The organism is Pantoea dispersa (assembly GCF_035783935.1).
GTDB classification, from domain to species: Bacteria; Pseudomonadota; Gammaproteobacteria; order Enterobacterales; family Enterobacteriaceae; genus Pantoea; species Pantoea dispersa_C.
In genome coordinates this window covers 843414-855268 of sequence record NZ_JALKOV010000001.1, presented here as the reverse complement: position 1 = coordinate 855268, position 11855 = coordinate 843414, and the positions used below count along the sequence as shown (strand labels likewise).

Below are 11855 nucleotides of genomic sequence, written 5' to 3'. Positions count from 1 at the left end.
CCTCAGCGCCGCCATCGGTGATCTGACTTACTGCTTCAGGACAAACGGCGAGACGAAATCACCGGCGTTGTCTTTGGTGATCAGGATGCAGTCAAACAGCTGCTTTTCCTGCGCCACGCCGGTTTTGCCGGTTTTGAGGAAGGTGTCGGCCTGCTCTACCGCTTTCTGCGCAAACTGCGCCACGGGCTGCATCACGGTATAGGCCAGCGTACCGGCTTTGACCGCGTCGACTGCATCCGGCGAACCGTCAAAACCCCCCACTTTCACCTGGCTGAGCTTACCGGCTTCCTTCAGCGCGGCGATAGCCCCCAGCGCCATTTCATCGTTACCGCTGATCACCCCTTTGATGTTGGGATTGGCCTGCAATAGCGACTGCATTTTATTGAAGCCCTGGGTGCGATCCCAGTTCGCCACTTCCTGGCCAACTTTCTTCAGCGTCGGATACTGTGACAGCACGGTATCGAAGCCGTTAGCGCGCGTGGCGGCGTTATTATCCGAAGGCGGCCCCACCAGCTCGACATAGCTGGCGCTGTCACCTACCTGCTTCACCCACTCCATCGCGCCCACCGCCGCGCCCTGCGCGTTATTCGATACCAGTTGCGCTTTGGCCAGCCCGCTCTGGTTCAGCTCGGCGTTGATGACAAACACCGGAATGTTGGCGGCGATGGCCTTTTTCACCGAGCCAATTGAGCCGTCGGCGTTAGCCGGATCGAGAATAATGGCTTTGGATTTATTGGTGATCGCCGTGTCGATCAGCTGGCTTTCGGTGTTGGTATCCCCTTTATGCGCGCTGACTTTGGCGCTGTAGCCCAGCTTCTCCGCCGCCTTCTGCGCGACCTGGCCCTCAGTCAGCCAGTAAGGGTTGGAAGGGTCGTTGACGATAATGGTCATCAGGCCGTTATTGGCCCAGCTGGGTAAGGCAAAGGTGGAAATGGCCATAGCGGCGGCGGCGATAAACAGACGTTTAGTGAACATAAGTGCTCCGTTATTATTAGGGTACAGGTTTTACGGTTACTCACGCGCCAGCCTGCCAGCGCGCGCAGGGTTAGCGACCGCGTCGGCCGTATTGCAGGGTGTTGAGCAATACCGCCAGCACAATCACAGCGCCAGTGAACACCGTCTGCCAGTAGGCAGAAACGCCGATAATCACTAGGCCATCCGAGAGAAAGCCAATCACGAACGCGCCGAGCAGCGTGCCGCGCACGTTACCGCGTCCTCCGGTCAGCGCCGCACCGCCGATCACCACCGCAGCGATGGCGGTCAGCTCGTAAGTGGTGCCGGCGGTCGGACCGGCGGAGGTCAGCTGCGATGAGAGCACCAGCCCGGCCATCGCCGCACAGATACCCGACAGCACGTAAACGCTGATCTTGATGCGTTTCACCGGCACGCCGGAGAGATCGGCGGCGCGCTCGTTGCCGCCAGACGCATACAGCCAGCGGCCAAACGCTGAGCGACTGAGCAGGAAACCGCAGGCCAGCGCCACTGCACCCAGCACCAGCACGCCGACCGGAATATTGAACAGGCGGTTAAAGCCGAGCCAGTCGAAGCCGGTATTGCCCAGCGCTTCGCTGCCGGAGAGTTTGTTGTAAGTCAGACCGTTGGTGATCAGTAGCGCAATGCCGCGCGCCACATACATGGTGCCGAGCGTGGCGACAAACGCCGGGACGCGAAAAATCGCTATCAGCACGCCGTTGACCAGCCCCACCAGCGCGCCCAGCACCAGCGTCAGAATCGCCACCGCCCACACCGGCAGATAAAGCACCACGCCGAGCGCTTCAAGGTTGATGCCCTGCATCATGAAGCCGGCCATGACGCCAGCCAGTCCCAGCGTCGAGCCGACTGACAAATCAATTCCGCCGTTGAGGATCACCAGCAGCATGCCGATCGCCGGCAAACCGAAGATCGCCACGTGCGACGCCATGGTAAGGAAGTTCGCGCCGGTAAAATAATTGGGCGACAGCAGCGAAAAGGTGGCGATGATTACCAGCAGCGCGATAAACGCGCGCCCTTCCAGCAGCAGCCGCGCCAGATTAAGGTGCCTGCCGCTGGCCGGCCTGGCCACCACCGGTGCGCTATCCAGCGTTTGAGTTCTGTCTGTCATACCGTTTGCTCCGTTTTTCATGTCATGCCACCAGAGACTCGCCCGAAGCGGCCATAATGCGTTCTTTACTCACGCTGGCGTCGAAAATGGCGGAGATGCGCCCTTTGCTCATCACCACGATGCGATGCGCAATACTCAGGCACTCGCCCACTTCCGAGGTGGTGTAAACCACCGCCAGCCCTTTGCTGGCGTTTTCGGCCAGCAGACGAAACACTTCTGCTTTGGCACCGATATCAATACCGCGGCTCGGTTCATCCAGCAGAATCACTTTGGGTCGGGTGGCGAGCATCTTGCCGATCACCACTTTTTGCTGATTACCGCCGGAGAGCGAACCGATGGCCGCCTCGCCGCCGGCAGTCTTGACCGTCACGTTACGGATGCTGTCGCCAATCAGCTGCTTCTCACGCCGCGTTGACAGCACCAGCCCGCGCACAAACTCGCTGATGCTGGCCAGCGACAGGTTCTCGCCCACCGTCATGGTCTGTACCAGCCCGTCGCGCTGGCGATCTTCAGGGACCAGCGCCAGGCCAATTTTGATGCGCTGCGACAGCGACAACGCAGAGACCTCGGTATCCTGCAGCAGAATCTGTCCGCTGCTCTGCTTCAGCCGCCCGGCGAGACACTCCAGCAGCTCGGTGCGCCCCGCGCCCATCAGGCCATAGATACAGACGATCTCGCCGGCCTTTACCGTCAGCGACAGCTGATCCACCAGCCGGATGCCGGTTTTGCTTTTCACCGTCAAATCCTGCACCGTCAGCGCGTCGCCGCCAAACGGGTAGCCGTCAGGCGGAGAACCAAGATCAAAGTGCTCGCCCACCATATTGCGCACGATCCACTCCAGATCGATTTCGTCGCGCCGGGCATAGGCGGTCATCACACCGTCCCGCAGCACCACCGCACGGTCGGTGATCTCCAGTGCTTCCTCCAGATGGTGTGAGATATACACAATCGCCACGCCCTGACTGGTGAGATCGCGTATCACCTGAAACAGCACCGCCACTTCCGCTGCGCTGAGTGCCGAAGTCGGCTCATCCATGATCAGGATTTGCGAGTTAACCGACAGCGCGCGGGCAATTTCCACAATCTGCTGCTGCCCGAGACGCAGGTTCTCCACCGGCGTCAGCGGATCGATGTCCTCTTCCAGCGCCGCCATCAGATGGCGCGTCAGGCGCGCCTCTTCGGCATAGTCCACCCCGCCGGGCCGCATAATCTCGCGTCCCATGAAGATGTTGTCGCGCACGTTCATGTTGGGCGCGAGATTCAGCTCCTGATGAATAATCGAGATCCCGCAGTCGCGCGCCTCGGTGGCTGAGCGAAACACTTTGGTTTCGCCGTTTAACAGAATTTCCCCGGATGTTGGCGTAATCACGCCAGAAAGAATTTTCATCAGCGTCGATTTACCGGCGCCGTTTTCGCCGAACAGCGTAGTGACTTCGCCACGGCGGATTTCAAAATTGACGCCTTTCAGCGCATGCGTGGAGCCATACACTTTGCTGACGTTGCGCGCCTGCAGAATCACTTCTCCCTTTAGCAGCGCCGGATTGACGTTGAACGGTTTCATTGCACCTCCACGCGCACCGGCGTAATCAACCAGTTGGTCGGACTGAGCAGGCGGAACACGCCGACCACCTGCACGGTTTTGCCCGGCAGCGCGTCGCGATCCAGTTTCTCCAGTACTGCCGCTTTCATGGCGCGGTTAATCGCCGCCCCGGCATTCTGGTATTCGATCTGATTGGTAAAATCACCAAACTGAATTTTGCCGCTGGCGTCACGCAGATCGGTGCCGGTGATCGCCGGACCGGTTTGCAGCCGCAGCTGGGTGCCCGCCGGCAGACCGGCGACCTGTAACGGGAAGATCCCCATCTGACCCGGCTGAACCACGCCCTGCAGTTTGACCGGCAGCACCGGCAGCGGCGAGCCGACACCGTATTTGGCCACCGCCTGCTGCCGATCGCTATTCAGTGCGGCCGCCAGCGTGGCGGCATCCACCGCGCGCGCTTCGACATCCTGCTGGATGCCAGGAAAGGTTTTCTGCCCGTAGCTGTCTGCGGAAAACCCCTGCTGGCGTGCGTCATCCGCCGAACCGATGCGCACCACTTTGGTGTCCAGCGCCATGGCGGCGACCAGCGCCACGATCAGCACGCCGCTGAGCGTGTAGCGTCGCCGACGTTTGCGCGCCAGCTGCTGCGTTAAGATTGAGACCTCGGACATAACGTGACCTCTCAGGGTGAACAGCGACGATCAGCATCGCCCTGCAATGTTATAAATGTGATAACTTGTGTGATGAGGATTGTGCTGTTGTGACTAAATTGTCAACAGGCGGCGCGCAATTTTTCGCACAGCGCGATCTGGATCGCTTATTTGCCCTTCCTGACCAATCAACCGCAGAAAAATCCATTTAATACAATCATTAAAATCCTTTCACTGTTGCAGTTACGCTCTGCATCATGCGCTTTTTTTGTGACCGAACTCGCCATCCGGAGTGAAATTTATTATTTTTATCGAAAAATAATACATCAGATATGTTATCTCCATGAGAAGTGGTGTAAGACATTAATTAGCAAATTCATCACAGCTAATTAACACGGCTGCAGGTTAACCAAACACGGGTTCCCGGCGGGAGCAGCGAACGGAGGTGTATGTGGAGAGTGGCGATATCATTCTGGGTCTGGATTCCGGCACCTCGGTGGTCAAAGCGGTGGCGTTTGACCTGGAAGGCAACCAGCTGGCGTGCGCGTCGGCGCGCAATCGCTATTACCGCAGTGCAGGCGGTGCCGCGCAGCAATCCATGACGCAAACCTGGCAGGATGCGGTCAGCGCGATTCGCAAGCTGAGCGACCGGGTGGAGAACCTGGCGGCGCGCGTGGCGGCCGTGGCGGTGACCGCGCAGGGTGATGGCAGCTGGCTGGTCGGTGCTGATAATCAGCCGGTGGACGATGCGTGGATCTGGCTGGATGCCCGCGCGGCGGCCACGGTGGAAAAACTCAATCAGCAACCGCTGGCCGCTGCACGCTTTCAGGCCACCGGCACCGGCCTTAATACCTGTCAGCAGGGTGCACAGCTGGCGCATATGGACCAGCACTATCCGCAACTGCTGGCGCGCGCCGAAGTGGCGCTGCACTGCAAGGACTGGCTCTATCTCAATCTGACCGGCGTGCGCGCCACCGACCCGTCTGAGGCCAGCTTTACGTTTGGCAACTATCGCCACCAGCGCTATGACGACACGGTGATCGACGCGCTCGGGCTTAACCATCGTCGCCACCTGCTGCCGGAGATCATCGACGGCACGCAGGTCACCCATGGCCTTACCGCTGCCGCCGCCCGGGAAACCGGCCTGCTGGCCGGCACGCCGGTATGCCTCGGCTATGTCGATATGGCGATGACCGCGCTCGGTGCCGGGGTGCACACCGGTGAAGCCAACACCGCCTGCTCGATTGTCGGCTCGACCGGCGTGCATCTGCGCAGCGTCACCATTGACGAGGTATGGCTCAATCCGGCGCAGACCGGCTACGTTATTCCGCTGCCGTGGCCGGGTTATGTCACTCAGGTGCAGACCAACATGGCATCTACCCTCAACCTCGACTGGCTGCTGAACGTGGCCAGCGATCTGCTGAGCAGCTTTGGTTGTGAAACCGATCATGCGCGGCTGGTGCAGCAGATCGACCGCTGGCTCAACGACGCGCAGCCGGGCACCCTGCTGTTCCATCCTTACATTTCACTGGCTGGCGAGCGCGGGCCGTTTGTTAATGCCGACGCGCGCGCCAGTTTCACCGGTCTCAACTACCAGCACAACTTTGGCGATTTGGTGCGCGGCGTGATTGAAGGCATCGGCATGGCGGCTCGCGATTGTTATCAGGCGATGGGCGCCACGCTACCGGGAGAAATCCGGCTTACCGGCGGTGCGGTGCGTTCGCAGCCGCTGCGGCAGATCCTCTCAGCTTGTATCGGCGCGCCGGTGCGCATTAGCCAGCGCGAAGAAGCCGGCGCTGCAGGCGCGGCCATGATGGCGGCGGTGGCGATTGGCGCGTATCCGGACATGGCGCACTGCGTTGAACGCTGGGTGCGTCCGCTACTGGACGACGCCGAAGCGCCATCGCCTGCCCTGATACAGCGCTACCAGCAGCTGTTCCCCCAGTATCAGCAGATCCGCCGCGATCTTCCTGCCGCCTGGCAGGCATTAAACAGTTTTAAGGAGTAACGCATGAGTGACAACACGTTGGATCTGTTTGTGATCGGCGGCGGCATCAACGGTGCCGGTATCGCGCGCGATGCCGCCGGGCGCGGGCTGTCGGTGATGATGTGTGAAAAAGACGATCTCGCCGCAGGGACCTCCTCGCGCTCCGGCAAGCTGGTGCACGGCGGCCTGCGCTATCTGGAGTATTACGAATTCCGCCTGGTGCGTGAGGCGCTGATTGAACGCGAGGTGCTGCTCAATGCCGCGCCGCATATCATCTGGCCGATGCGCTTTGTCCTGCCGCACAGCCCGTCCGATCGCCCGGCGTGGCTGGTGCGGCTCGGCCTGTTTCTGTATGACCACCTTGGCGGACGCAAAAAACTGCCGGGTACGCGCGTGCTCGATCTGACGCGCGACCCTGAAGGCGCGCCACTGCTGGACAGCTACCAGAAGGGCTTTGAGTATTCCGATTGCTGGGTGGACGATGCCCGGCTGGTGACGCTCAATGCACTCGATGCCGCCGAGCGCGGTGCCACTATTCTGCCGCGCACCCGCTGCGTGGCAGCGCAGCGCCTGGCGGGCAAATGGCAGATTACCCTGCAGGATCAGGCCAGCGGCGCACAGCGCATAGTGTTCGCCCGCGCGCTGGTCAATGCTGCCGGGCCGTGGGTGCTGGATATCGTTAATCAGGTCAGCCACACCAAAAGCCAGCGCAGCGTGCGGCTGGTAAAGGGTTCGCACATCATCGTGCCGAAATTCTGGGAAGGCCAGCAGGCCTATCTGGTGCAAAACACCGACAAGCGGGTGATTTTTATCAATCCTTATGAAGGTGATAAAGCGCTAATCGGCACCACCGATATTCCGTGGCAGGGCAAAGCGGAAGATGTCAGCGCAGATGACAGCGAGCAGCAGTATCTGATTGACGTGGTGAATCGCTACTTCAAGGTCAAACTGCGCGCCAGCGATGTGATTACCCGTTTCTCCGGCGTGCGCCCGCTGTTTGACGATGGCAAAGGTAATCCGTCGGCGGTCACGCGTGACTACGTGTTTGAGCTCGATAACCAGCAGGATGCACCGCTGCTGCATGTGTTCGGCGGTAAGATCACCACCTTCCGTAAGCTGGCCGAACATGCGCTGCAACAGCTGGCGCCGTTTTTCCCCACCATGGGCACCGACTGGACGCGCAGCGCCACGCTGCCAGGCGGTGAGATCGCCCACGCCGATTTCGACAGTTTCCTGGAAGAGGTCAAAACGCGCTGGCCGTGGCTGCCGCAGCCGCTGCGCAAGCACTATGCGCGACTGTACGGTGCGCGGATGAGCACGCTGCTGGGCACCGCCAGCGCGCTGAGCGATCTCGGTGAACATTTTGGCGGCCAGCTGTACGAGGCCGAGGTGCGCTATCTGGTGCAGTACGAATGGGCGCAGCAGCCGGAAGATATCCTGTGGCGTCGCACCAAACATCAGCTGCACCTGAGCGCTGCACAGCGCACCGCGTTCAGCCAGTGGTTCGAACAGACTTTCCACCCTGCCGCGCCGCTGCGCGCCCACGCTGGCTGAGAGGTGCCGCATGCCATTAACGCTTTCGCTGAATACCAATCCGCTGGTGAACCGCTTCGCCGATCCCGGCGATCTGATTCTCACCGTGGCGCAGCAGATCCGCATTCGCGATCTGCAGCTGACGCATGAATTTATCAATCCCGGCTGGCCCGCTGCCATCCTCAGCCACATGACGCGCCGCATGCAGCAGGCGCTGCGTGCCACCGGCGTGCGCGTAACCTCCGGCATGACCGGCCCGTATGGCCGCCTCAACCATTTTGGTCACCCGGATGCGGCGGTGCGCCGCTACTACATCGACTGGTTCAAAACCTTTGCCGACATTACCGCAGAACTGGGCGGCGTTGCGGTAGGCTCGCAGTTTGCCATCTTCACCCAGCGGGATTTTAACGATGCGACGCGGCGTGAAGCGCTGATTGAAATCGCCATCGACTGCTGGGCGGAAGTGGCGGAACACGCCAAAGCGGCCGGTCTGCGTTATCTGTTCTGGGAACCGATGAGCGTCGGGCGTGAATTTGGCGAAACCATTCCCGCCTGTATGGCGCTGCAGCAGCGGCTGAGCGCGGCGAATTTTGCCCTGCCGATGTGGATGATGGCGGATATCGATCATGGTGATGTCACCTCGGCCGATCCGCGCGACTACGACCCTTACGCCTGGGCTGAAGCCGTGCCGCGCTTTTCACCCATCATTCATATTAAGCAGAGCATGATGGATAAAGGCGGCCACAGGCCGTTTACATTGCAGTACAATGCCGGCGGTCGCATCCAGCCGCAGCCACTGCTTGAGGCGCTGGCGCGCGGCGGCGCGCAGGATAACGAGATTTGCCTTGAGCTGAGCTTTAAAGAGCGCGAACCCACCGACAGTAACGTGGTGGCGGAAATTGCCGAAAGCGTGGCGTTCTGGGCCGATCATATTGATACCGGGGTGCAGGATTTGCATCTGGCGTAAGCATAACGGGATGCGCGACGTTGCCAGCATCCCTCAACCTGACAGGGACAATCCGATGAAATCCGCACCGACTTCCGCTGAACGCGATGACTCCCTGGCCCTGCGCGCGGCCTGGCTGCACTATGTCGGCGGCCTGACGCAGGCTGAAGTGGCGAAACGGCTGGGGCTGCCGTCGGTGAAAACCCATCGCCTGATTGCGCGCATGGTGGCCGAAGGCGCAGTGAAAGTCAGCATCGACGGCGCTATCGTCGCCTGCGTAACGCTGGAAGAGCAGTTACGCAGCCGCTTTGGCCTCAATTTTTGTCACGTGGCGCCCGATCTTGGTGAAGAAGGCCTGCCGGTGCGCGCGCTGGGCATGGCCGGTGCTGATTATCTGCGTAATCTGCTGGCCTCCACGCCGGCGATCACGCTCGGTCTCGGCCACGGTCGCACGCTGTCGGCAGCAATTCACCAGCTGGCGCGCATCGACGCGCCGCAGCTGCGCTTTGTCTCACTGCTCGGCTGCCTGACGCGCAACTATGCGCTCAATCCGCATGACGTGATGCACCGCATCGCTGAAAAAACCGGCGCGCAGGCCTACATGATGCCGGTGCCGTTTTTTGCCAATACCGAAGAGGATCGCGATGTGCTGCTGGCGCAGCGCGGCGTCAGTGAGGTGTTTAGCATGGCCGCCCACAGTGAAGTGAAGCTGGTGGGCATTGGCACCGTGGAACCGGCCGCTCAGCTGGTGGAAGCCGGGATGATCGATGAAGCCGAGATCCGCGCCCTGTCGGATGCCGGCGCGGTGGGTGAACTGCTGGGGCACTTTTTTGCCGCCGACGGGCAGATGATCCATAACTCACTGACCGCGCGCACGCTGTCGGTGCCGCTGGATCTGGCCCAGCGCGCGGAGATCGTCGCGCTGACCGGCGGGCCGAGCAAAGTGGCGGCGATCCGCGCGGTGCTGGCCAGCGGACTCGTCACCGGTTTGATCACCGACGAGCTGACGGCGCAGGCGCTGCTCAGCGTATGAATCAGGTTAGACCAGACTCAGCTGCACCGCCTGCGCACGCAGCTGCTGCTGCCAGCTGGCGGCGAGTTCTGCGTCGGTGATCACCTGCTTAAACGGCTGTAGCGGTTCCAGCGCATAGGGATGAATCTGGCCAAATTTGGAGGAGTCGGTGAGCGCGATGGTGTGCGTCGGCTTTTCCATGATGGCGTTCACCACATCGCAGCGCAGCATGTCGCGGCTGGTGAAGCCGGTCGCTTCATCCCAGCCGTCAATGCCAATAAACGCCTTATGGAAGTTGAGATGCTGAATGCACAGCCGCGTTAATGGCCCAACCACCGACTCACTGCTTTTCTGAAACAGCCCACCAAGGATAATCACATCGCCGCCCTGCTCGCGCAGCAGTCCGGCGATGTAATGGCTGACGGTAATGATGGTGATGTCCTGACGATGGCTGAGCTCTCGCGCCAGCAGCGCATTGGTGCTACCGCCTTCGATAAACACCGTTTCGCCAGGATTAACCAGCGCGGCAGCGTACTCCGCCAGACGCTTTTTCACCGCAAAGCGGGTTTGCATGCGCGCGCCGACATCATCACTCTCCGCCGCCACGGCGGAACCGTGCACGCGGCGCAGAAAGCCGCCCTTCTCCAGCACATTCAGATCCTGACGCACCGTGACTTCCGAAACGCCGGTGGTGTGCGCCAGCTCGCTGACGCTGACGCTGCCGCGCTCGCTGACCAGTTGAATAATGTGCTGATGCCGTGCGTTCATAGAACCTGCTGTGAAAAAGTTTTTGCCCAGCTTAGCAGAAATCACGCCATTCCCAGACTGCGCCGGCCGTTTTCATTCAGATCCTGTGGCGTAAAGCGCCCGCGCCAGCTGGCTTCATAATCCTCTCTGGGAAAATCGCCCGGCGAGACACCGGTCGCCAGCGCCTGTGCCACCTGCTGCGCATAGTCGGCGTTTTTGTCGCACATCGGCGCGGCGGGAATGTACATCACGTTGCCCCAGCCCTGCTGATTTTCTACCGGCGCCACGGCGTGAATCACGTCGCAGTGCCACCACACCGAATCGCCCGCCTGCAGCGCCGGAATGGAACACAGACCGGCGATCAATTCCGGATGCCAGCGCTCGGATACCGGCAGTACCTTGCCCGGCGCTACGCCGCACAGTTCATCCTCCGGCACATCCTTCAGTAACGGACGCAGCAGCAGATAGGCCATCGCTTCCGGTACCGGCACCACGTGCAGCAATCCCTGGCCAGGCTGCATGTCGGACAGCGCGGTCCAGCCCTGGAAGGTGCGGAACACCGAACATTTGGTGGTGGTGCCAGACTGATACTCCTGCACGGCCGTGCGGTGCGCCGCATCCCACGGATCGTACTGATCAAACTGGTTAGAAAAGATCTTGCTGAACACCTGCTGATAGGCCGGTAACAGCCAGCGCTCCAGCGCGCCGGAATCCGTATGCGCGCCCAGCCCTTTGGAAGTGGTGCCCGGCAGCCGGCGGCGGATGCGATCCGGATAGATAATGCTCACATCGGGATCAAACCAGCGCGTGCCGGCGGATTCGAATTTCCACAGGCGATTGAGGAACGCCTGGGTTTGCGCCATGGCCTCGCTCTGGCGGGCCGACATCTGCGCATCGCTCCAGTAGATGGGATAGATCTCCGGCCGCGAGGCGTCGAGGTTGCCAAAAAAGTTGTCGCCCGGCCCCTGATAGACGCGGTCAAAGTCGTTGTCGTCGAGGTAGTTGAGCATGTCTGCATCCCACGCCAGCGCCTGCTCGCGGCTGAAGGTTTGCTTCACCACCACGCAGCCGCGGCGGCGGATGTGATCTCTGGTCTGCTCGCTGATACGTCCGGCCGCCAGATCCGCGAAGCTGACCTGTGGCCACGCCGTGCCGTGCTGCTTCTCTTCGGCGCGTGCGGCGGCGATTTCACTGACGATCTTGCTTCTGACCTGTTCAAACAGACCTTCGACATCACCGATCTGCGCTCTCAGTACACGCTTCATCAGGCGAACGTGCTGTTTAAAATCGTCGGGTTGTTGTTCTGAAGTAAAAGTCGTGTCCATCTCGCTCTCCGTTC

The 11855-nt window shown here is 60.8% G+C and carries 10 protein-coding genes; 4 read left to right on the top strand and 6 right to left on the bottom strand.

Annotated features, from left to right (window positions below; all coding sequences use genetic code 11):
• Nucleotides 1-27: 27 nt before the first annotated feature.
• The 4 genes from MXF20_RS04180 to MXF20_RS04165 all read right to left on the bottom strand — a co-directional run bounded on the left by MXF20_RS04180 (nucleotide 28) and on the right by MXF20_RS04165 (nucleotide 4312).
• The gene (locus tag MXF20_RS04180; protein WP_058758551.1) at nucleotides 28-975 is read right to left on the bottom strand and encodes a D-ribose ABC transporter substrate-binding protein; all 948 of its coding nucleotides are present in this window, start codon (nucleotides 973-975) and stop codon (nucleotides 28-30) included.
• A gap of 70 nt (nucleotides 976-1045) precedes the next feature.
• Nucleotides 1046-2101 (bottom strand): ABC transporter permease, encoded by a 1056-nt coding sequence (locus MXF20_RS04175; RefSeq protein ID WP_325967788.1) that lies wholly within the window; start codon nucleotides 2099-2101, stop codon nucleotides 1046-1048.
• Nucleotides 2102-2123: 22 nt separating this feature from the next.
• Entirely contained in the window at nucleotides 2124-3662 is a 1539-nt protein-coding gene (locus tag MXF20_RS04170; protein ID WP_325967787.1) for a sugar ABC transporter ATP-binding protein, read from the bottom strand.
• On the bottom strand, nucleotides 3659-4312 hold the full coding sequence (locus MXF20_RS04165; RefSeq protein ID WP_325967786.1) for a DUF2291 domain-containing protein: 654 nt from the start codon (nucleotides 4310-4312) through the stop codon (nucleotides 3659-3661). The genes MXF20_RS04170 and MXF20_RS04165 overlap by 4 nt, the downstream gene beginning before the upstream one ends.
• Nucleotides 4313-4742: 430 nt before the next feature.
• Between MXF20_RS04165 and MXF20_RS04160 the strand changes: the two genes are divergently transcribed.
• The 4 genes from MXF20_RS04160 to MXF20_RS04145 are packed head-to-tail and all read left to right on the top strand — an operon-like array spanning nucleotide 4743 to nucleotide 9790.
• Complete coding sequence (locus MXF20_RS04160; RefSeq protein WP_325967785.1) at nucleotides 4743-6299, top strand: FGGY-family carbohydrate kinase; 1557 nt, start codon at nucleotides 4743-4745, stop codon at nucleotides 6297-6299.
• Between the two features lie 3 nt (nucleotides 6300-6302).
• Nucleotides 6303-7832 carry a glycerol-3-phosphate dehydrogenase gene (locus MXF20_RS04155; RefSeq protein WP_325967784.1) on the top strand — a complete coding sequence of 510 codons (1530 nt, stop codon included), beginning with the start codon at nucleotides 6303-6305 and terminating at the stop codon, nucleotides 7830-7832.
• A 10-nt stretch (nucleotides 7833-7842) separates the two neighbouring features.
• Nucleotides 7843-8778 carry a sugar phosphate isomerase/epimerase family protein gene (locus MXF20_RS04150; RefSeq protein ID WP_325967783.1) on the top strand — a complete coding sequence of 312 codons (936 nt, stop codon included), beginning with the start codon at nucleotides 7843-7845 and terminating at the stop codon, nucleotides 8776-8778.
• 55 nt (nucleotides 8779-8833) lie between these two features.
• Nucleotides 8834-9790, top strand: coding sequence for a sugar-binding transcriptional regulator (locus MXF20_RS04145; RefSeq protein WP_325967782.1), 957 nt, complete (start codon nucleotides 8834-8836; stop codon nucleotides 9788-9790).
• Between the two features lie 6 nt (nucleotides 9791-9796).
• Here MXF20_RS04145 and MXF20_RS04140 read toward each other — a convergent pair whose 3' ends face one another.
• Both MXF20_RS04140 and MXF20_RS04135 read right to left on the bottom strand, forming a co-directional pair.
• Nucleotides 9797-10537: a DNA-binding transcriptional regulator YciT gene (locus tag MXF20_RS04140; RefSeq protein ID WP_325967781.1), complete on the bottom strand. Its 741-nt coding sequence runs from the start codon at nucleotides 10535-10537 to the stop codon at nucleotides 9797-9799.
• 41 nt (nucleotides 10538-10578) lie between these two features.
• On the bottom strand, nucleotides 10579-11841 hold the full coding sequence (locus MXF20_RS04135; RefSeq protein ID WP_325967780.1) for a DUF1479 domain-containing protein: 1263 nt from the start codon (nucleotides 11839-11841) through the stop codon (nucleotides 10579-10581).
• Between the last annotated feature and the right edge of the window lie 14 nt (nucleotides 11842-11855).

Excerpts from the sequence above, each read along its gene's own strand:
- MXF20_RS04180 (WP_058758551.1), bottom strand. The coding sequence starts at position 975 with ATGTTCACTAAACGTCTGTTTATCGCCGCCGCCGCTATGGCCATTTCC.
- MXF20_RS04175 (WP_325967788.1), bottom strand. The coding sequence starts at position 2,101 with ATGACAGACAGAACTCAAACGCTGGATAGCGCACCGGTGGTGGCCAGG.
- MXF20_RS04170 (WP_325967787.1), bottom strand. The coding sequence starts at position 3,662 with ATGAAACCGTTCAACGTCAATCCGGCGCTGCTAAAGGGAGAAGTGATT.
- MXF20_RS04165 (WP_325967786.1), bottom strand. The coding sequence starts at position 4,312 with ATGTCCGAGGTCTCAATCTTAACGCAGCAGCTGGCGCGCAAACGTCGG.
- MXF20_RS04155 (WP_325967784.1), top strand. The coding sequence starts at position 6,303 with ATGAGTGACAACACGTTGGATCTGTTTGTGATCGGCGGCGGCATCAAC.
- MXF20_RS04150 (WP_325967783.1), top strand. The coding sequence starts at position 7,843 with ATGCCATTAACGCTTTCGCTGAATACCAATCCGCTGGTGAACCGCTTC.
- MXF20_RS04145 (WP_325967782.1), top strand. The coding sequence starts at position 8,834 with ATGAAATCCGCACCGACTTCCGCTGAACGCGATGACTCCCTGGCCCTG.
- MXF20_RS04140 (WP_325967781.1), bottom strand. The coding sequence starts at position 10,537 with ATGAACGCACGGCATCAGCACATTATTCAACTGGTCAGCGAGCGCGGC.
- MXF20_RS04135 (WP_325967780.1), bottom strand. The coding sequence starts at position 11,841 with ATGGACACGACTTTTACTTCAGAACAACAACCCGACGATTTTAAACAG.